The organism is Acinetobacter junii (assembly GCF_018336855.1).
Taxonomy (GTDB): Bacteria; Pseudomonadota; Gammaproteobacteria; order Pseudomonadales; family Moraxellaceae; genus Acinetobacter; species Acinetobacter junii.
Genome location: NZ_CP059558.1, coordinates 819802 through 840450 on the forward strand (window position 1 = coordinate 819802; position 20649 = coordinate 840450).

Genomic DNA, 20649 nt, shown 5'->3' on the forward strand with positions numbered 1-20649 from the left:
CAATGTTAAATTTCCGCATCGAGAAAAAGTCTGCTGCTATTCTCATGTAGAATCATGAGAAATGATGAAACTGGCAATAGACCATTTTAAGGATTTTTATATGTCGACTAAACGACTTGAGCAGGCAGCTCAAGCAACAAAAACCGCATTTGTATTCCCAGGTCAAGGCTCGCAAAAAGTAGGTATGCTGGCTGAACTTGCTGAGCAGTTCGGTGTGATCAAAGAAACCTTTGATGAAGCATCAAATGCACTAGGTTTTGATTTATGGCATATCGCGCAAAGCGGAGAAGGTTTAGATCAAACTGAAAATACACAACCTGTTTTATTAACCGCTAGTATCGCGTTATGGCGCGTATGGTTGGAGTTAGGCGGTGTAGTACCAAAATACTTGGCAGGACACTCTCTAGGTGAATACAGTGCTTTAGTTGCTGCGGAAGCGATGACATTGGGAGATGCTGTAAAACTAGTGAATTTGCGTGGGAAACTCATGCAAAATGCAGTTCCTCAAGGTGCAGGTGCTATGGCTGCAATTCTAGGTCTTGATGATCAGAAAGTGGTTGAGCTTTGCCAAGCTGCGACAGCAAATGGTGAGGGTTCGGTTGAAGCTGCCAATTACAATGCGCAAGGTCAAGTTGTGATTGCAGGAACTGCGACTTTAGTCCAACAGGTTATCGCTGCTGCAAAGGAGCAATCAGGCAAAGCCATTGCGCTACCAGTATCTGTGCCTTCACATTGCTCATTAATGAAGCCAGCAGCAGAACAGTTTGCTGAAGCTTTGGAACAAACTGCCATTGAGCTACCACGCCTTCCTGTAATACAAAATGTCAACGCGGAAATTGCGACAGATGTTGCTCAATTGCGTCAGGCATTAACGGCTCAGTTGTATGAGTCAGTGCAATGGACTCGTACCATGCAATATCTGCAAGATCAAGGTATTCAGTATGTGGTCGAATGTGGACCTGGGACTGTACTGAGTAATCTTGCGAAGCGATTACCGAACATAGATAAAGCATTTGCGATTGATAGCAAAGCACGTATGGAAGATGCCCTAAACGCAGTATTAGTGGCAGAAGGAAAAATTGCATGACACAACAACGAAAAGTTGCGTTAGTGACAGGAGCTAGCCGAGGCATTGGCGCAGCAATTGCACAGCAGCTCATTCAAGACGGTTTTTTTGTAGTTGGCACCGCGACTTCTGAATCAGGCGCGCAAAAACTGACAGAAAGCTTTGCTGAGAACGGTGCGGGTGCTGTACTTGACGTTCGAAATGGTGAAGCGATTGATGCACTGGTAACAGATATCGAGCAAAAATACGGTTCTGTGCTAGTTCTAGTGAACAATGCTGGGATTACGAAAGATAATTTGTTACTTCGTATGTCTGAAGATGATTGGGACGATATTCTCAATATTCATCTCAAAGCTGTTTACCGTCTCTCGAAGCGTGTTTTGAAAGGTATGACTAAAGCACGTTTTGGTCGAATTATTAACATTAGTTCAGTGGTTGCACATTTTGCAAATCCAGGCCAAGCCAACTACTCAGCAGCAAAAGCAGGGATTGAAGCATTCAGTCGTAGTTTAGCTAAAGAGATGGGCAGCCGTCAGATAACTGTAAATAGTGTTGCACCTGGATTCATCGCGACTGAAATGACTGATCAGTTAAGCGAAGATGTTCGTAAAAAAATGAGTGATCAAGTAGCTTTAAATCGTCTAGGTGAGCCTCAAGATATTGCGCATGCAGTGAGTTTCCTTGCAAGCGATAAAGCTAGTTACATTACTGGTACAGTTTTACACGTAAATGGTGGTTTATACATGGCCTAAGTGGCGATGTATAAACTTTTAAAAAATTTTATATTCAATTAAACTAGTGGCAAATTAAAACGCCACAAGCAATGAGGAGAATTCCTGTGAGCGATATCGAACAACGCATCAAACAAGCAGTAGCTGAACAATTAGGTATGCGTGCTGAAGAGATTAAAAACGAAGCATCTTTCATGGATGACTTAGGTGCTGACTCTTTAGATTTGGTTGAACTTGTAATGTCTTTTGAAAATGATTTTGACATCACGATTCCAGATGAAGATTCAAATGAAATCACTACAGTTCAATCTGCAATTGATTATGTAACTAAGAAACTTGGTTAATCAATTTGTGTGATGAAAGGCCACCGTGAGGTGGCTTTTTTATGCTTGAAAATTACAGAAATTTTTCAAAAGTCTCTATACCCGAATATATACATATATTTACAAGACCTATTTAAATTGAAACTCGAGTTGACTATTTTTTCGGTATAACTAAATGTACGTCAACTTTGACTAAGCTTTATTAATAATTACAGAGGAAATAAAAATGGGTCTTTTTGATTTTGTTAAAGGAATTGGTAAGAAAAATAATGCTCCAGCAGAGCCACAACCAGCACCAGCAACTCCAGCTGAACCTTCTGCACAAGAAGTTGCCAATAAATTATTAGGTTTAATTAAGAGTTTAGGTCTAGGTGTTGAAGGATTGGCTGTAACGTATAACGGCAATACGGATACGGCAATCATTAAAGGGCAGGTAAAGAGTCAGGCTGATAAAGAAAAAATTATATTGATCGTCGGTAATATTGATCATGTCGCTCAGGTGGATGATCAAATGACTGTTGAAGTTCCAGAACCTGAAAGTAAGTTCTATACAGTAAAATCAGGGGATAACTTGTCAAAGATTGCAAAAGAAGTTTATGGTGATGCAAACCAATACCCTAAAATTTTTGAAGCCAATAAACCGATGTTAAAAGATCCTGATGAAATTTTCCCTGGTCAGGTATTGCGTATTCCGCAATAATTTGTGGGTTTTAAAAAGGCGCATTCAGCGCCTTTTTTTATAACTATTCATTGAAAGATATTCAATATTTCAGACATCAAAATCGTTTTGGAATCTTTTGCCCATTTGGAACGGGTGTTTCAGCATTTTTTAATACACCAAATAGCCATGTTTCAGCATGCTGAACCGCTATTTTTAGTGAATCACCTAAGGCTAAACGTCCAGCAATGAAGCTTGCCAAAGAGCAGCCTGAACCATGATATTGACCTTCTAAACGCGGGCAACGGCTTTCAGCAATCATTTTCCCATCAGCATAGAGAACATTACGGATATGGTCAGGTGTATCTTCATGTCCACCTTTAACTAAAACTGCTTTTGCACCCATTTCAAATAATTTCTGAGTAGCGAGTTCAATATCATCCACACCAGTTAAAGCTCTCAATTCAACTGTATTGGGTGTAATCACAGTCGCGAGAGGAATTAGCTCAACAAATGCCTTTACTAATGTTGCTTGATCACCTAGTGAGCCACCACTGTTTGCGACTAAAACAGGATCAAGTACATATAGATAATCAGCATGTGCTCTTAAAAATTCAGCTAATGCAGCAATATTATCGGTAGTGCCCAACATGCCAGATTTTACACATTTGATAGGTAAGTCTCCAACCACAGCATTTGCTTGAGCTAACAGCAATTCTTTTGAACTTGCTTCAAAACCAAATACTTGTTGTGAGTTCTGTATTGTCAAAGCTGTACAAGCAATTGCCGCATGTGCACCGCTTTGTCCTATGGCTTCTATATCTGCTTGTAGACCAGCACCACCTGAAGGATCTAAACCTGAAAAACATAGTACGGTAGGACGCACAGCTATTTCCTTTTGTTCTCTCAATTACGCTAGTATATGTAAGTTTCGAGAAACTCTCGACTATGTTATGTAAGGCTGTAAGAGATTGAGCGAATGACGATCAGAAATATTTTAATTGATTTAGATGGGACTCTAACTGATCCCAAAGAAGGTATTCATCGTTCAATTCGTTTTGCGCTAGAGAAACTTGGTTATCCAATAGCTGATGAAGTAGATTTGGATTGGGCGATTGGACCACCATTAAAAGGTTCCTTGGCGAGATTGTTAAACTCCCAAAGTAATGAGTTGGCTGAGCAAGCACTCGCAGCCTATCGTGAACGTTTTGCAGTGATCGGATTATTTGAAAATCAAGTCTATCCAAATGTTGCTGAGACACTCTACAAACTAAAACAACAAGATTATCAATTATTTTTAGCAACAGCTAAGCCAACAGTCTATGCGAAACAAATTTTGGTGCATTTCGAGTTGGATCAATATTTCACAGAAATACATGGTAGTGAGTTGACTGGTGAACGTACCAACAAAGCAGATTTAATTGCTTATATTCTTGAGCAAGAACAATTGAATGCACAGCACTGTGTAATGGTCGGTGATCGTCAATATGATATTGTTGGTGCACGTGCTCATGGAATTGATACCATTGCGGTCAGTTATGGCTATGGAACACCAGAAGAACTGGCTCAAGCGCAGCCGATCACGCAAATCAATCAGTTTAATGAGCTGATTGAATGTATCGAGCAATTAAATCAACGGCGCAAAGTATCCTAATAAAAAGCCTCGATGAATCGAGGCTTTTTTTGTATTAAAGATTATGCTTTAAACGGTATTGGACGAGTTCTTCTATGCTAATCACTGTCAAGCCATGTGTTTGCGCATACGCTAACACTTGAATACCTGATGCCATAGAACCATCTGGGTTGGTTAGCTCACATAGCACACCTGCAGGTTTTAAGCCTGCCAAACGAGCTAAATCAATTGTCCCCTCAGTATGACCTCGACGGGTTAGTACACCGCCATCGCGAGCACGTAAGGGGAATACATGACCTGGACGATGAAGATCACTTGCAACAGCACCATCTTTAGTTGCAGCTAAAACCGTTGTTACACGATCTTTTGCTGATACACCTGTCGTAACGCCTTGTGCTGCCTCAATCGTGACGGTAAACGCAGTTTTGAATTGGCTAGAGTTATCTATGACCATAGGTGGGAGTTCTAAATGGTCAGCTAATTGTTCAGTCAAACATAAACACACAATACCAGAACCATCACGAATCATTTGTGCCATAGTTTCGACGGTTAATGTTTCAGCAGCAATAATAAGATCAGCTTCATTTTCCCGATCAAAATCGTCCATGACCAATACAGGTTTGCCTTGGCGAATATCATCTAAAGCTTGTTGAATACGAAGTTCAGCTGGTGAGAGTGCTGAAAAGAAAAGTTCAGGTTGAATTAAACTAGACATATGAAACGCTCGCGTAATTGGGTTACGGTTGAACATTTCAGGACTGATGCAAAATAAGCGGACACCAAAACAAACCAAAGTAAGTTTCGGTGATTTCGTCTTCTTTCATCCGGACTATACCGTCGGCTTTGGTTTCTCACCAAATCTGCTTGTATATAAAAATATACAGGCTCGTGGGCTGATTAGGTCTTTGATGAGCAAAGCCTAACTTACCACCGGTGGGGAATTTCACCCCGCCCTGAAGCGATGTGATTTGATTATATCGAGTTTCTATATTCTGAAAATAGTTTTTTATAGAATGAACCGTTCTATTTAAATCAGAAAATTAAGTAAGAAATCATTCACATTTTTCAATAATTCTAAGTGCTAGTATTCTTTTTGAATTACGCATACACTCCAAACATAGAACAATAAAAATGGAGATCAATAAAATGGATATTAAGGATAATATCGAGTTGGAAAACTTGGCTCAACAACTTCACCGACCTGTGATGAGCTTAAAAGATTTTAGTTTAGTCTCGCAGCAAGATTTGGCTTGGTTGAATCAGCAATTAAAACAAACCATTGAACAAGAGAATAAAAAAATTAATCAAAGTCTCTTTAAAGTTCCATTTTTTCTAAGACCTTTATTTAAAAACTATCAACAATAGGGGCTGGTCATGACAAGATTAGCTGTTGAAGCTGAAATTATAAAGCTGGCGCATATTTTGGGTGTTGCACAAACACAGCTCAATTTTTTAAAACCCTTGGCTCCAGAGACCCTACGTCAGTTTCGCTTTGGAATAATAGAACAATTACAAGATCAACAAAAAAACAGATTTCGCTCTCTTGCTGTATGGGTAAATTGGTTACCAAGTTGGTTAAACGTATTTATCGTAAAACGCTTTTTATCGCCATTGATTGTTGCTCAAATTGCATCGCATCTTTCTACAGAAAATTTATATCGAATCGCTAAACATTTAACACCCAAAATGCTTGCCGATATTGCAGTTTATCTTGACCCTCGTTTAGCCAGAGAATTATTGATGTTGTTAACGACACGTCAAATAAAAGATATCGCTGCTATTTTACTTGAGCAACGTGATTTTGTGACCATGGGGCGCTTTGTTGGCATGTTGGCGGACGATGTTGTTCGAGATATCGCCGAAATGATTGAAAAGGAGAGCGATTTACTCGAAATCGTCTTTTATATTGAATCAAGAGAACGTATTGATCATTTAGTGCATGTCTTGCCGAAAGAGCGGATACAAAAAACGTTATTAATTATTTGTGATTCTTCTCAACGTCTCATATGGCCAAAACTCTTGGCACTTATGACGCATATTGGTTATAGCTTGAAACAAGAGCTAGGTGATTTGGCTGTTCAGCAAGGGGAAAGTGTGATTAATGCGATCATTCAAGCTACGCAGGAAGATGAGCTATGGGAAGATATGCTGCCTGTGGTCGCTTGTTTGTCGAATCACGCACAGAATTTTGTCGCCAATTTACCAGCCTTGAGACAGGTTGAAATTATTCAAAGTATCGTAGCCGCAGCTGATCAGTGTAATTTATGGACTGATATGCTTGTAGTTGTTACGTTTATGCAAGATGAAGCGAGAGAAGCTGTGGCTGAGGCAATATCTCAGATTGATGAGGAGGTCTTGCATCATATCGCTTATGCATCTTTATTAAGATCACAATGGGATGTCACTTTTGACATTATTCGCCGTATGCCAATTGCAAAACAAAAGCTATGTCAAAGCATTTTGAATGGTTACATGCAGCAGCTCGATGAAGAAACCTATCAATATCTAGATCATCTATTAGATCAATATGGTATTGGATTGAGTTCGGTCAGTGAGCAGTGATAATCAGGCAGAGGGGAGCGTATCTCGGATAGGAACCAAGGTTTCTAATGCATGCTCATACCCACGTTCAACCAATTCATCAAGCCGATGCCAATCAAACATTCCAATCCCATCTATGGGCATGCGTATATGTAAATTAGCGCGTTCTATTGCTGCTGCTTGAATCATTGTGTCACTAGCAAGTGTCGCTGTACGCATTAAGATTTCTGCAAGACGTGGAGCTCTTAATAATTTATCTTTAATAATTTTATTCCAATTCAATAAGGCACTTTGATCAGGTTCATTCAATCCAATGCCTGGAACACGAATGTCATCATGTGAACTTACATTACTGGCAATAATCGCACCACGTTCCAAATTTTGCATAACATCCGTAGGTAAATTATTAATCACACCTCCATCGCATAATAAATTTTCATGCCACGCCACAGGTGGAGCAACGCCAGGAACACTCATGCTGGTTCCTACCCAAGTCGCAAGTTCACCTTGATCATGAATAACTGCTTCACCTGTAGAAAGATTTGTAGAAATACAGTAGAAGGTTTGCTTCAATTCCTCTATTCGACGATGACCAAAAATAGCCTGCAAACGAGCATGAAAGCGTTGCCCACGAATCAATGAAACTTTAGGCATGGTGTAATCATTGAGATAATTTCGAGCAACAAATGTTTCATATGCAATATGTTTCATTTCTACACTATCGAAGCCACAAGCGACCAAAGCAGAAATGAAGGCTCCCATGCTGGTTCCGCCAACAATATCAATTGGAATATGCAGTTGCTCTAATGCTCTTATCAACCCAATATGAGCAAAACCACGTGCGCCGCCCCCGCCTAAAACGAGCCCTAAGCCTTGACTAGTAATTTGTCTAGCGATTGCACGAATATCTGTTTCGGACCACGGGTGAATAAAATAATGTGCTTGAGCACAATATAGTTTCTTCCATTGCAGGGTGTAAGGTGAGGGATCACCTTCAGAGCGTAATAACACCAGTTCAATTGGATTTTGCCAATCATATTGATTTAAGACATCAACTAAGGGGCTGTGAATCGGAGATTGATTTGCTTCTGCTAAAATTAAGATTCGGTCTGCTTGGTGCAGACAGCGCTTTGCCCATTCATCATCAGGTCGATCTGCAGCATATAATACATAACAATGCTTTTCTTCAAGAATAGCTAGCCATTGCCTTAACTTTAGATCTTCTGAACTGTAGTCTAATTTTGTTTGACTAAATCCTTCTCCAAATAAGGCATCGACATGTGCTGCAGTCACGACTCTTACATTGGGCCAACGTTTTAAATGTTCAGTCAATTGTTCTGCAAGATGAATTGCTGGAATCTGCATTGAGATCGGGATGATTGAAAGTGTTCTGCTATGGCTCATTGCGTGAATATGCTGCAATTCAGGCTGAGAACGGGCAATGATCATTTGAGATACAGCAAATAAAACTTGAGGGTGTTTTTGTAGAAACGCAGTAAACTGCTGTTGGGGAATCTCTATAAGGCAAGTATCTCGAGTTGCGATTACACGACCATGATGAGGTTGGTTGGAAATAACACCCATTTCACCAACGATTTCGTGACGACCTAGGTAAGTAGATAAATTGGTTCTTGTTGTTAATTTGACTCGTCCATGAGCAATAATATAAACATGAAGAGGGAGATCATCTAAATCATAGAGTTGATGCCCCGTTTGTAAATGCTTTACAGAGCAGAACTGAGCTAGATCTATTAAAGATTCAGGTTCTAATTCATGGAATAATTTTACTTTGCTGAGTGTTTTTATAATATCCATATGCTTTCATTCAATTTATCTTTATTGTCTATTTATTTAATGAATCTGAACAATATTTTGCAAGTGAGGTTCAGTAAAACCTATCGATAGTTTGACGCATTTTTGTATTTATTTGGACATATCAGAAAATATACCCATAAAAAAAGCCAGTACACGATGACTGACTTTTTTGGGAATCTTGTGTTTTGTATTAAGCAATCTGTACAGGAATGCAGTTCGCTGTATGATTTACAGTGTTGTCTGGATTTGCATACACTAAGCGTGGCTTATGAAGATCAGCTTCTACTTCAGTAAAATCACCAAATGTAGCAATAATGACTAAATCACCAACATCAGCTTGATGAGCAGCACCACCGTTCACAGAGATAATGCCTGAATCATCTTCACCGCGAATTGCGTAAGTTGTAAAGCGTTTACCGTTAGTTACGTTCCATACGTGGATTTCTTCGTATTCACGAATCCCTGCTAAGTCCATTAATACACCATCAATTGCACAAGAACCTTCGTAATGAAGTTCTGCATGTGTCACAACTGCACGGTGAATTTTACATTTTAATAAACGAGATAGCATGGCTAGCGTCTCCTGAGTAAGACCTAAGATGAATATCTTATGGTTGACTTGTCACGTTTCCGCAGGGTGTAGGCGGTTTGATGCGCATTTTGCGCTTAAAAACACAATATGGCAAGCGTGATTGTTCAACAATTCAGTTTAAGTTTAAGCGGGTTTGTAAGCATTAATTTGATTCATCGCTTGTGAAACTTGTCCATCAACAAGCATTTTCACTTTTGAAAGCGCATGATCAATTGCTGCATCCATTAAATCTTGTTCACTGCTAGGAGCTTTGCCAAGCACATGACCAGAAACACGTTCTTTGGAGCCAGGATGTCCAATTCCAATACGTAAACGATGGAAGTTAGGACCGATATGCGGAACAATATCACGAAGACCATTATGTCCACCGTGTCCGCCACCTGTTTTTAAACGAATTATGCCAGGATCCATATCCAGTTCATCATGAGCGATTAAGATCGCTTCTGGTGTGACTTGATAAAATTTGGCAAATGGCACAACACTTTGACCTGAACGGTTCATAAATGTTGTTGGTAAGAGTAAGCGTACGTCATGACCTTCAATTTGACCACGACCAGTGAACCCATGAAACTTTGGTTCTGATTTTAAAGAGATACCATAACGATCAGCAAGTTGTTCAACGAACCAAAAGCCTGCATTATGGCGGGTTTGGGCATATTCCTTACCAGGATTACCCAAACCAACAATTAGCGAAATATTTGACACTAATTTACGCCTTTAACACTTATGCGCGTTTGAAGTCAGCGTGCATAGGAGTGTTTTTAGCTGGGTGACGTTGTAACGCTTGGATTTTAACATTTTCAACTTTATCACCGATCTTGATTTCGATCACTTCTTCGAAGAATTCGTTGCTTTCTAAAGCTTTAACGATTTCACGAAGTTCTAAAGTGATTGTTACAGGTTCAGCGCTACCACCGTAGATGATTGCTGGAATTTGTGAAGCATGACGAAGGCGGCGGCTCGCACCTTTCCCTTGTAGTGCAGCTTCACGTGCTTGAGCGTTTAATACGAAGTTTGCCATGGGCATATCCTCATTGAGATTATGAAACTAAACTTGCGACCAGTTTAGTGATAGAAAAACCCTAGCTAAGCTAGGGTTTAAGAAAAAAGCTGGGCTATTATAGATAACTATCGAACATAGCGCTAATAGATTCTTCGTTGTTAATACGACGAATTGTTTCAGCAACCATGCTAGCTACAGATACTTGGCGAATTTTACCTAAGTTCAAAGCTTCATCAGAAAGAGGAATCGTGTCGGTAACAACAAGTTCATCAATAACAGAATTACGAAGATTATCAATCGCTTTGCCAGATAAAACAGGGTGAGTTGCATAAGCAATAACACGGCGAGCACCAAATTGTTTAAGTGCATCGGCAGCTTTGCAAAGCGTACCTGCTGTATCTACCATGTCATCAACAATGACACAGTCACGATCTTTTACGTCACCAATCAAATGCATCACTTGTGATTCATTTGCTTTTTGACGACGTTTATCGATGATAGCTAAATCAATATCACCTAATTGTTTTGCAACAGCACGTGCACGAACAACACCACCAACGTCAGGTGAAACCACCATAAGGTTGTCATGTTGTTGTTGACGTAGGTCTGCCAATAACGCTGGCGTTCCATAGATGTTGTCAACAGGAATATCAAAGAAACCTTGAATTTGGTCTGCGTGTAAGTCGATCATTACCACACGGTCGATCCCAACAGTTGTCAACATATCTGCTACAACTTTGGCCGTAATCGGTACACGTGCTGAACGTGGACGACGATCTTGGCGAGCATAGCCAAAATAAGGAATAACTGCAGTAATACGACCAGCACTTGCACGACGCAAAGCATCTGCCATTACCAAGATTTCCATAAGGTTATCATTGGTTGGTGCGCAAGTAGATTGAACGATAAAAACGTCTTTACCACGAACATTTTCAGTAATTTCAACTGAAATTTCACCATCAGAAAACTTGCTTACAGAAGCAGCACCGAGTGGAATATGTAAATGGCTTACGACTTTTTGGGCGAACTGTGGATGAGCACTTCCACTAAAAACGACAAGATTGGGCATGAAGCACCCTTGGCGGTTGGCTTATAATGAATTTGGATGGCAGGGGCGGCTGGATTCGAACCAACGGATGGCGAGATCAAAACCCGCTGCCTTACCACTTGGCGACGCCCCTAATGCGGCAGAACTTTAATCGTTTTGCATGATAATGTCAATATGATTGAACAGGTATCAATATAAAACAAGTCTGTCTAAAGATATGGCAGGGGCGGCTGGATTCGAACCAACGGATGGCGAGATCAAAACCCGCTGCCTTACCACTTGGCGACGCCCCTAAATTTGATGATATGTAATGGCAGGGGCGGCTGGATTCGAACCAACGGATGGCGAGATCAAAACCCGCTGCCTTACCACTTGGCGACGCCCCTATTACATACATCTACAGGTGAAAATTGGCAGGGGCGGCTGGATTCGAACCAACGGATGGCGAGATCAAAACCCGCTGCCTTACCACTTGGCGACGCCCCTAACGTGTAACTTTGAAATGTCTTAAAGGTGATTCTGCTAAACTGTTGACCAAGTAAGCTTTACAAGGTGCGTTTTGCAAAATCTTCTTTGTATCCATTTCACTGGTTACTTCAGTAAAAACACAAGCACCTGTACCTGTAAGCTTTGCTAGACCAAATTGATCTAAATATTGCATCGCTTCTTCAACTTCAGGGTATAACTGTCGAGCCAAAGGTTCAAAGTTATTTCCAAAGCTAGAAGGTTCTAACTGATAGGCGCAAAATTTAGTGATCTTAGAGTCTCTTGTCAATGTTTTTTGTGAAAATAACAATTGAGTGCTGATAAAACAATCAGGTTTTAAAATAATGAATTGTTTTTGATCTAAGTCTATGAATGATAAATGTTCACCTATGCCTTCTGCCCATGCATTTCGACCATAAATGAAGACAGGAACATCTGCACCAAGTTGCACACTATATTCAGCCAACTGTGTTTCATTTAAGCCGCATTCCCAAAGTTGATTGAGCACAATCAGTGTGGTTGCGGCATTGGATGATCCACCACCAAGACCAGCACCCATAGGAATATTTTTCTCTATCAAAATTTTTAGTCCACACGGTTTTTTTGCATGTGGGCGTAATAATTGTGCTGCACGATAGATGAGATTTTGTTCAAGTTGAACTTCAGCAATACCTTCAATCTGTATTATTTCTTCAGACAAATTTTCAAAAGTCATCCAATCATATAGGTCAATCAATTGAAAAATCGTCTGTAATTCATGGTAACCGTTCGCTCGACGACCAGTAATATGCAGAAATAAATTTAATTTTGCAGGTGAAGGTACTCTAATCATAGATTAATTTAATCAATTATCGATTTTGAATCACCATTGTAATACGGTTTTCTTTATCTTCCGCAAGTGGTTGTTTGAGTAATAATTTATTTGGCAGCATTTGTGCGTCGTTATAACTAAAATCAACTGTCCAACCATCTTCAATGAGTTGCTTCAATCTATTATTTTCATCTTTTATGATTTGCGCATTTTGAGTCGCAGGTTTGGCTTGTACCCAATACGTCAAGTGCATAATTGGTGCTTGCCATCCTGTAGCTTTTTCAAGTAATTCTTCAGGTGTGGTCGCTGAAATAAGTCCAGTTTTTGCACTATTTAGTGTGACTTCACCAGGTTTACCTTGAATTTGTGTTTTTCCAACACCTAGAATTCCAGTTAATTCAATATCAAATTCATCTTGTTGCTGTGCCCATGTAAAGAATGCACTGCCAGATTGCTGCGGTGTACGAACCCCAATTTTGCCTTGTAAGTTAAAATTATTTTCATTTTGAACTTGCGGTGTCACGATTGGTTTTTTGGGTTGAGTTAAGCTTTGACAACCACTAAGTAATAAAATACTTGAACTACAAATCGCAATGCATAGTTTTGACAATGAGCGCATGAATTTAACTCTTTTTTACTGTGACAGGTAAGATTAAGCCATCAAGTTGTTGTAATTGTGGGGCATTTACATGTTTTTGTTTTAATTGATGTAACACATCACTAAATTGAGTGAGAGCACCTTGCATATACAATGCTTTGGCATATCGAATTCCAATATTTACATTCTGGCTAATTTCATACGCTTGCCCAAGGACTTTGACTGCGGTATCAAAATCATTTTGTAAAAATGCGATATAACCTAGTGTATCTAAAATTGAGGCTTGTTCTGGTGCAAATTCTAGTGCGAGTTCCGCATACTTACGAGCCTCTTTTAAGCGACGATTTTGTAAAGCAAGGGTATAGGCGTATGCATTAAGATAGGTTGGACTGTTTGGCTCAATTGCCAATAATTGTTTCAGAGTCTTATCTAATTTATCTCGATCAGTGAAAGGATCAAGTAATAGTACTTCTGCATAAATGAGTTCAGGATCATCTGGTAAATTCTTTATTGCTTCATCCAGTAATGCTAAAGCCGCTTTTTTATTATTCATTTTCTTTAAAATATCAGCTTGTGCTTGATATAAGAAACTTGCATGTTGAGGATAATTCACACGCTCTTGGGTTAAGAAGCGTAGTGCATCATTCAATTGTTCTTGCTTCTCAAAAATAGCAATCATATTGCGTCTAGACACGATATATAAACTGCCGTCTACTAATCGATAATATGCCTTTGCTGTTTCATAGTGCTGTTTGCGTTGAGCATTGATGGCTAAGTAGTAATAGGCTTCATTTTGATATTTGCTTGAATTACGCAAATCGACTAAGTACTGTTCTGCTTTTTCATATTGTTTCAAATCAATACTGGTTAAGCCTGCAATAAACAGTGCTTCTTCAGCATTTGGATGATCTTTTATAACATCTTCAAGTTTTTCTAATGCTGTTTGTTGATCATTAATCTGAATGTAATAACGTGCTTCCGCTAAACGAATATCGAGATTTTCTTTATTCTTGCGGCTTGCTTTAGCAAACCATTTTTGGGTTGCTTCATCATCTTGTAAAGCCATTAGCAGGTTGGCTTTCATTAAAATAAAACTAGTCGACTTAGACCGTTTACGCAATGCACGGTTAATATTCTTAAGCGCTTGCCCATACAAACCATCTTGCGCTTCTAGACCTGCGATCAAAGCCAATATTGAAGGATTGTCTTTTTCTGTGCTGGCACGTAAAGCATTTAATAAGATTTCGCGATCTTGAGCATTCTCAGGTGCAATTCCAGCCAAAATTTGTTCTAGATCAGAAGTGGGATCAATATTAAGGATTTTATCTAAGGTTTTTGCCGCAAGCTCATATTCATGCGTTTTCAATGCAATATGTGATAAGTAAAATAATGCTGGAACATCTTTAGGCTCTTGTTCAACCCAGTGCGTTGCAATATTTAATGCAGCTTGCAGATCATTGTATTCAAGAGCAACATCTAATGCGCGTTGCTTAATGGTTGTAGAGTTACTACGAATGGCAAGAACGGTGTAATTGTGTAATGCAGTTGCAATATCATCATAAGCAAGGGAAAATTCAGCAATCATGCTCTGTTGTAGTGCATTCTCAAAACTTTTGTCAGCATACATATCGTGTATTGCTTGTGCAGAGACATAAGAGCTCATGCTACCTAACAACAAGATTGTGGTAGAATACCGTCGAATCGTCTTGCCGCTAAAGTTATTACGGCGATATAGCTGACGCAATTTTTATTGATCCAAAGTAATGCTTTTTATGACACCGATGTTGCACAATAACATAAATTTAGCGAAATGATGATCTGATATGTCTTTCTTTGCATTGGGTGTCAACCATCAAACAGCTTCTGTTGAACTACGTGAGCAAATCGCTTTCAATGCAGAGCGGTTAGCTGCGCTATTGCAGGAGCAACGTCAACATCCTTCATTGAAAGATATGGTGGTTGTGTCTACATGCAACCGCACAGAAGTTTATGCCATGACAGAAGACGCGGATAGCGTCTTAAACTGGCTCGCCCAAGTGAATAATATTGATGTAAAACAATTAACTCATCATGTTTATCGTTACGAAAACGCTCAAGCTGTTACACATTTAATGCGCGTTGCCAGTGGTTTGGATTCGCTGATGTTAGGCGAACCACAAATTTTGGGACAGGTAAAAAGTGCTCTGGCCTTATCAAAAGATGCTGAAACAGTATCCCCAGAATTGAATAGTGTTTTTGAATATGCTTTCTACGCAGCAAAGCGTGTACGCTCAGAAACGTCAGTCGGTAGCCATGCCGTATCAATGGGTTATGCCGTTGCGCAACTAGCATCACAAGTATTTAGCCACCCAGAGAAAATAACGGTAATGATTGTTGCTGCGGGTGAAATGAATACTTTAGTTGCCAAGCACCTCGCTGAAATGGGCGTGGCTAAAATGTTAATTTGTAATCGCAGTCGTGAACGAGCAGATCTTCTTGCTCAAGAAATTGCTCATCAAGTAGATGTTGAAATTATTCCTTTCAATGAGTTAGCACAAAATTTATATCGCGCAGATGTAGTTTCAAGTTGTACAGGAAGTCTGCATCAAGTGATCGGATATACAGATGTTAAATCAGCATTGAAGAAACGTCGTTATCAACAAATGTTGATGGTGGATTTAGCTGTTCCACGTGATATTGATCCAAAGGTTGAGTCACTAGATAACGTTTATTTATATGGCGTAGATGATTTACAAAGTGTGATAGATGAAAATCTAGCACAGCGTCGTCAAGCTGCTGTTGAAGCTGAAGTGATGGTAAATCAATTAGCGACACAATTGATTACTCAGCAAAAAGTTAAAGAGGCGGGCGGAACGATACAAGCCTACCGCCAACATAGCGAAGAAATGAGTCAAATTGAATTAGAACATGCCATGGATGCATTACAACATGGACATCCGCCTGAGCAAGTTCTACAAGAGTTTGCTCATCGTTTGACGCAAAAATTGATGCATCCGACCTCCATTTTATTGCGAGAGGCGGCTAAAGCTGAGAGTCCTGATTATTTTGAATGGCTACAGCAGCATCTTCATGAAATATTTGAGCATGAGCGCAAGCCAAAACAATAAAAAATTAGGATAGTAAGCGTAAGCTAATTTGCTTAGTTAACTCATTCAATTGCTGACGTAAGTTGCGTGATTCAATCAGCGTAATCGGTGATTTAAGTTTTAATCTTAAATACTTTTCTTGTAAGCCTAGAGCATATTCCTTTGCTAATTTATCTGCAATTTCAGGTGCCTGAGTTAATGATTGAATATTGGTGCGTTGCATAATATCAGCAATCTCATGGCTAAAATTGCTACATGCACCGAGTACATAATAAGTTGCTAACTCTTGATCATCGGGTAGATCATCAAACACGATATTTAGTACGGCTAAAATCTTGGCCAACAATTCTGTTTGATCAATCACAGCACGTAATTCTTCAAAATGGATATAAAGAAAGGGGTGATGCATCAAAATAGCGATCGCAAAATCTTCATCTTTGGTTTGGATATTAAAAGAAAGCGAAGCATCATGACTAATTTGTGGGGTAAAGCGTTTACCCAAGCCAAGTTTTTCACGGAAAGATTGGGTGAGCAAATAACGGAAAGAACCATGTTTGGGTAATAACTCCGTTAATTCTCGTAGTTCTCCCATGACTAAACTTTTACCTTCAGGTGTGCTGACATCATGTTGCCCTGTTAAATGGGCAAATACAAAGTCAGACAACAGTGGTGATTGTTGAAGTAGCCTTTGGAAGTTTTCTAAACCTTCTCGACGAATCAAAGAGTCAGGATCATGCTCATTGGGTAATACAAAAAACTTTAATTCACGCCCATCATTGAGAAGTGGTAATGCGATTTCTAATGTACGACGTGCTGCTTTTTGACCCGCAGCATCACCATCGAAAGCGATGGTGATTCGCGAATTTTGCTTAAATAATGTGGTTAAGTGATCTGCATTACTTGCTGTTCCAAGTGTGGCAACAGCACCATTAATGCCGTATTGCTGCAAGGCGATGACATCCATATAGCCTTCAACCATCAACCAATCATTGGCTTTAAGTTTACGGCCCTCATATAACCCATACAGTAATTGGTTCTTGTGAAAAACTTCTGAATCAGGAGAGTTAATGTATTTGGGTTTGATTTCATCATTTAATGCACGACCACCAAAACCGACCACACGTCCTTTGTGATCACGAATGGGGAAGATCACACGTTCTCGTAACAAATCAAAATCACGTCCACTATCACTAGAGCGAATTAAGCCAAGTTGCTTTAAGCCTTCAATATCTTGAGGGAAAGCTTTTTCTAAATGCTGCCAGTCTTCAGGCGCGTAACCTAAACGCCAAAATTGAATTGTTTGTGGTGACAAGCCGCGCTGCCTAAAATAATTCTGAGCTTTTTGACTATTAGGTAGCTGACGCTCATAAAATTGAGCAACATTTTCAAGAAGATCATATAAATTGCCTTCTTGTACATTTTCTTCAAATGCGAAAGACGGATCAAACTGCGCAAAGGGATCATCTATGAAACGATCCATATCTACAAAGTGCCCATCGGTATAGTCATCAACAGCAGGAGGCGGAGTTGTATGACTCTCTTGTGCTACAGTTGGTGCTGTTTTTGTAATAGTCTGAGAACTACGTTTGTAGGATAGTTTTTTATTATCTTGGTTATCCTTGGGTAAATCGATACCTGTTTTATCAGATAGTTCCTTCATTACATCAACAAAGTTACGACCATCAATATCCATTAAAAAACGAATTGCATTGCCATTTGCCTGACAACCAAAGCAGTGATAGTACTGTTTATCACGATAAACATGGAATGAGGGGGACTTTTCTTGATGGAATGGACAACAGCCAGAATAGGTACGCCCAGTCTTTTTTAACTTCACACGTTGACCAATCAAATCGACAATGTCGGTTCGATCTAAAATCTGATCAATCGTATGTTGTGGAATCGCCATGTGCATTTAACCATTCAGGTAGAAAGTGAATTATTTTGCCGAGCAAAATGTCAGAAATTATTGTTGCATAAAATAAAAAACAGGCAAGGAGAGTCTTGCCTGTTTGATGTATCAGATGATTGCAAATTAGTTTGCAGCATCGTCCTCTGATGAGTTTGTTGCTTCTGGTTTATCTAAAAGCCCAAAGCTAAGACGATTTGTCCAACTAGGCTTATTATTTTCAGCTGGTGCTACTGGTGTGACAACGGCTTCAGGTTGAGATGTTGACTCTGTTTCAGATTTATCAAGTAAACCAAAACTTAGGCGGTTGGTTAGGCTGCGCTGTTGAGCTTCAGATTTAACTTCTTCTTTCACTTCAACTGTTTTAGATTCACGACCTAACAAGCCCAAAGTAGCACGATTTACCCAACTACCTTCTTTGCGAGCAGCGCGTAGATTGACTTCACCGTTTGATTTCACAAGGTTTGGATAATTGAGTTTTAGAATTTCGATATACTGCTGTGCAGTCGAATTGTCGCCAAGCTTTTGATAGCTGTAGGCAAGTGTCGCTAAAGCTTCAGGTGTTTGAGGTGTTTGAGGGTAATGCTCAATCACCCATTGTGCGCGCTCAGCTGCAGCCAACCATGCTTTACGTTGGATGTTAAAACGTGCCGCATTCATTTCACTTTCAGCTAATTCTTGACCAATAAATTTCATGCGTTGAGCTGCATCAACAGAATATTTACTGCTTGGGAAACGGCGAATTAAATCCACAAAATTCTGGTATGCAACTTTTACATAGCTCACATCACGATGTGACTGCTGTAAAGAGGTGTAACGAATTAAGCTATCGTAGTTCATTTCCATGTTCGCTACGCCACGAACATAATAAGCATAATCAACATTTGGATGCTGTGGATTTAGACGGATAAAACGCTCTGCAAGCGCAATCGTGCCTTCATAATCTTTCTGTTTGAATTTTGCATAGAGAAGTTCAAGTTGAGCTTGTTGCGTGTAGCGTCCTGTTGGATAGTAGGTATCTAACGCTTCAAGAGATTTAACCGCATCAGTGTATTGATTGCGATCAAGAGACTTTTGTGCTTTTTCGAAATAAACTTGCTCACTTGATTGTGGTCCTTTATCAACCACTTCTTTTTTACTTGGATTGCTGCTACAGCCCACAAATGCAGACGCTACACCTAAAGAAAGTGCAAGCATCGTAATTTTATAACGTGGTAGCGACATAAAAACTCCTCTGTTATTCTGGGCAATGAGCTACAATGGTTCTATTAAACCATTTTTGTACCGATCATCAAATGACTTCAGCACAATCTTCCAATTCAAACTTCTCTGAAACAGATTTCTTACTCGAAGATTCTGTGGATGCAGATAATCATAATTCTGACTCAACTGCAACACGTTTATCGTTGCAAATACAACTCGATGAAGAGTATCTCGGTCAGCGTATTGACCAAGTCGCGGCTATGGTATGGAGCGAATTTTCGCGAGAAAAACTTAAACAGTGGATGAAAGATGGTCATCTGTTGGTAAATGGTAACATCGTAAAACCGAAGTATCGTTGTGAAGGTAATGAGCTTCTAACCTTAGAAGTTGAGTTAGAAGCACAAACGACAAGCCAGCCTGAAAATATACCACTCAATGTTGTCTATGAAGATGATGATATTATCGTGATCAATAAAGAAGTAGGGATGGTCGTTCATCCAGGTGCTGGTAATCCATCGGGAACATTGGTCAATGCATTACTTTATCATGCGCCAAAACTTGCAGAACTTTCCCGAGCTGGTTTGGTTCATCGTATTGATAAAGATACCAGTGGTTTATTGGTTGTTGCCAAAAATCTAGAAGCTCAATTTTCGCTAAGTAAACAGCTCGCTAAAAAAACAGTCTATCGTGTATATGATCTAGTGGTTTATGGAAACATTATCGCTGGTGGAACGATTGATGAGCCGATTAAAAGACATCCAGTCGATCGCGTGAAAATGGCGATCCTACCTGGTGGTCGAGAAGCGGTAACTCACTATAACGTGAAAGAACGATTTAGAGATTTTACTCGCGTTCAAGCGCAACTAGAAACAGGGCGTACTCATCAGATCCGCGTGCATTTTAGCTATCTAGGATATGGTTTAGTCGGTGATCCAGTCTATGTAAATCGTGTGCGTTTACCTGCTGGTGCTTCTGAAACATTGATTGATATGTTGCGTAGCTTTAAACGTCAAGCCTTGCATGCAGCAAAACTTGGTCTCGTTCATCCTCGCACTGGTGAAGAAATGATGTTTGAAGCGCCGTGGCCTGAAGACTTTAAGCAATTAGTTGAAGTATTGCGCACTGAAAATAAGGCTTATTAAACGA

At 39.7% G+C, this 20649-nt stretch carries 21 protein-coding genes, 4 tRNA genes and 1 riboswitch; of the genes, 9 read left to right on the forward strand and 16 right to left on the reverse strand.

All coding sequences use genetic code 11. The features are described from left to right. Positions 1-100 precede the first annotated feature (100 nt). The 4 genes from fabD to lysM all read left to right on the forward strand — a co-directional run bounded on the left by fabD (position 101) and on the right by lysM (position 2820). Entirely contained in the window at positions 101-1087 is a 987-nt protein-coding gene (gene fabD / locus H2677_RS03885; protein ID WP_039047459.1) for an ACP S-malonyltransferase, read from the forward strand. Then, complete coding sequence (gene fabG / locus H2677_RS03890; protein WP_004682865.1) at positions 1084-1818, forward strand: 3-oxoacyl-ACP reductase FabG; 735 nt, start codon at positions 1084-1086, stop codon at positions 1816-1818. The genes fabD and fabG overlap by 4 nt, the downstream gene beginning before the upstream one ends. An 86-nt stretch (positions 1819-1904) precedes the next feature. After that, positions 1905-2141, forward strand: coding sequence for an acyl carrier protein (acpP, locus tag H2677_RS03895; protein WP_004655272.1), 237 nt, complete (start codon positions 1905-1907; stop codon positions 2139-2141). 205 nt (positions 2142-2346) lie between these two features. Beyond that, positions 2347-2820 (forward strand): peptidoglycan-binding protein LysM, encoded by a 474-nt coding sequence (lysM, locus tag H2677_RS03900; RefSeq protein ID WP_004952622.1) that lies wholly within the window; start codon positions 2347-2349, stop codon positions 2818-2820. Between the two features lie 76 nt (positions 2821-2896). On the opposite strand, the gene H2677_RS03905 is transcribed toward lysM, so the two are convergent. Next, entirely contained in the window at positions 2897-3664 is a 768-nt protein-coding gene (locus H2677_RS03905; RefSeq protein WP_212639184.1) for a hydroxymethylpyrimidine/phosphomethylpyrimidine kinase, read from the reverse strand. Positions 3665-3757: 93 nt separating this feature from the next. On the opposite strand from H2677_RS03905, the gene H2677_RS03910 reads away from it, so the two are divergent. Beyond that, positions 3758-4432 (forward strand): HAD-IA family hydrolase, encoded by a 675-nt coding sequence (locus H2677_RS03910; protein ID WP_212639185.1) that lies wholly within the window; start codon positions 3758-3760, stop codon positions 4430-4432. A 34-nt stretch (positions 4433-4466) separates the two neighbouring features. Here the strand turns inward: H2677_RS03910 and ribB are convergent, their stop codons facing one another. After that, the gene (gene ribB, locus H2677_RS03915; protein WP_004914014.1) at positions 4467-5126 is read right to left on the reverse strand and encodes a 3,4-dihydroxy-2-butanone-4-phosphate synthase; all 660 of its coding nucleotides are present in this window, start codon (positions 5124-5126) and stop codon (positions 4467-4469) included. A 93-nt stretch (positions 5127-5219) separates the two neighbouring features. After that, positions 5220-5375, reverse strand: a riboswitch (FMN riboswitch). Positions 5376-5557: 182 nt separating this feature from the next. On the opposite strand from ribB, the gene H2677_RS03920 reads away from it, so the two are divergent. Both H2677_RS03920 and H2677_RS03925 read left to right on the forward strand, forming a co-directional pair. Next, on the forward strand, positions 5558-5776 hold the full coding sequence (locus tag H2677_RS03920) for a hypothetical protein (RefSeq protein WP_099948212.1): 219 nt from the start codon (positions 5558-5560) through the stop codon (positions 5774-5776). Between the two features lie 9 nt (positions 5777-5785). After that, positions 5786-6973 carry a hypothetical protein gene (locus H2677_RS03925; RefSeq protein WP_212639186.1) on the forward strand — a complete coding sequence of 396 codons (1188 nt, stop codon included), beginning with the start codon at positions 5786-5788 and terminating at the stop codon, positions 6971-6973. Positions 6974-6976: 3 nt separating this feature from the next. On the opposite strand, the gene H2677_RS03930 is transcribed toward H2677_RS03925, so the two are convergent. The 12 genes from H2677_RS03930 to H2677_RS03985 form a co-directional block, all read right to left on the reverse strand. Next, positions 6977-8767 (reverse strand): patatin-like phospholipase family protein, encoded by a 1791-nt coding sequence (locus H2677_RS03930; RefSeq protein ID WP_125298966.1) that lies wholly within the window; start codon positions 8765-8767, stop codon positions 6977-6979. Between the two features lie 190 nt (positions 8768-8957). Then, positions 8958-9338 (reverse strand): aspartate 1-decarboxylase, encoded by a 381-nt coding sequence (gene panD, locus H2677_RS03935; RefSeq protein WP_004914001.1) that lies wholly within the window; start codon positions 9336-9338, stop codon positions 8958-8960. Positions 9339-9482: 144 nt separating this feature from the next. Beyond that, positions 9483-10064 carry an aminoacyl-tRNA hydrolase gene (gene pth / locus H2677_RS03940; RefSeq protein ID WP_212639187.1) on the reverse strand — a complete coding sequence of 194 codons (582 nt, stop codon included), beginning with the start codon at positions 10062-10064 and terminating at the stop codon, positions 9483-9485. Positions 10065-10083: 19 nt separating this feature from the next. Next, positions 10084-10380, reverse strand: a complete 297-nt coding sequence (rplY, locus tag H2677_RS03945; RefSeq protein ID WP_004913998.1) for a 50S ribosomal protein L25 — start codon at positions 10378-10380, stop codon at positions 10084-10086. A gap of 97 nt (positions 10381-10477) precedes the next feature. Then, positions 10478-11431: a ribose-phosphate pyrophosphokinase gene (locus tag H2677_RS03950; protein WP_004913997.1), complete on the reverse strand. Its 954-nt coding sequence runs from the start codon at positions 11429-11431 to the stop codon at positions 10478-10480. 37 nt (positions 11432-11468) lie between these two features. After that, positions 11469-11543: transfer RNA gene (locus H2677_RS03955), tRNA-Gln, on the reverse strand. A gap of 85 nt (positions 11544-11628) precedes the next feature. Beyond that, positions 11629-11703, reverse strand: a tRNA-Gln gene (locus H2677_RS03960). Positions 11704-11721: 18 nt separating this feature from the next. Next, positions 11722-11796: transfer RNA gene (locus H2677_RS03965), tRNA-Gln, on the reverse strand. Positions 11797-11821: 25 nt separating this feature from the next. Beyond that, positions 11822-11896: transfer RNA gene (locus tag H2677_RS03970), tRNA-Gln, on the reverse strand. Beyond that, the gene (gene ispE / locus H2677_RS03975; RefSeq protein WP_212639188.1) at positions 11895-12728 is read right to left on the reverse strand and encodes a 4-(cytidine 5'-diphospho)-2-C-methyl-D-erythritol kinase; all 834 of its coding nucleotides are present in this window, start codon (positions 12726-12728) and stop codon (positions 11895-11897) included. Before ispE ends, H2677_RS03970 begins: the two co-directional genes overlap by 2 nt. A 16-nt stretch (positions 12729-12744) precedes the next feature. Then, positions 12745-13326 (reverse strand): lipoprotein insertase outer membrane protein LolB, encoded by a 582-nt coding sequence (gene lolB / locus H2677_RS03980; protein WP_212639189.1) that lies wholly within the window; start codon positions 13324-13326, stop codon positions 12745-12747. Between the two features lie 4 nt (positions 13327-13330). Further along, positions 13331-15049 carry a tetratricopeptide repeat protein gene (locus H2677_RS03985; RefSeq protein ID WP_212639190.1) on the reverse strand — a complete coding sequence of 573 codons (1719 nt, stop codon included), beginning with the start codon at positions 15047-15049 and terminating at the stop codon, positions 13331-13333. Between the two features lie 79 nt (positions 15050-15128). Between H2677_RS03985 and hemA the strand changes: the two genes are divergently transcribed. Then, positions 15129-16412 (forward strand): glutamyl-tRNA reductase, encoded by a 1284-nt coding sequence (gene hemA, locus H2677_RS03990; protein WP_212639191.1) that lies wholly within the window; start codon positions 15129-15131, stop codon positions 16410-16412. A 4-nt stretch (positions 16413-16416) separates the two neighbouring features. On the opposite strand, the gene H2677_RS03995 is transcribed toward hemA, so the two are convergent. Together H2677_RS03995 and H2677_RS04000 are read right to left on the reverse strand one after the other, a co-directional pair. Beyond that, positions 16417-18300, reverse strand: coding sequence for a DNA primase (locus tag H2677_RS03995; protein WP_212639192.1), 1884 nt, complete (start codon positions 18298-18300; stop codon positions 16417-16419). Positions 18301-18426: 126 nt separating this feature from the next. Further along, the gene (locus tag H2677_RS04000) at positions 18427-19524 is read right to left on the reverse strand and encodes an outer membrane protein assembly factor BamD (RefSeq protein ID WP_004952650.1); all 1098 of its coding nucleotides are present in this window, start codon (positions 19522-19524) and stop codon (positions 18427-18429) included. A gap of 71 nt (positions 19525-19595) precedes the next feature. Here H2677_RS04000 and rluD point away from each other — a divergent pair, with 71 nt between their 5' ends. After that, positions 19596-20645 (forward strand): 23S rRNA pseudouridine(1911/1915/1917) synthase RluD, encoded by a 1050-nt coding sequence (gene rluD / locus H2677_RS04005; protein ID WP_026057388.1) that lies wholly within the window; start codon positions 19596-19598, stop codon positions 20643-20645. The last annotated feature ends 4 nt before the right edge of the window (positions 20646-20649 follow it).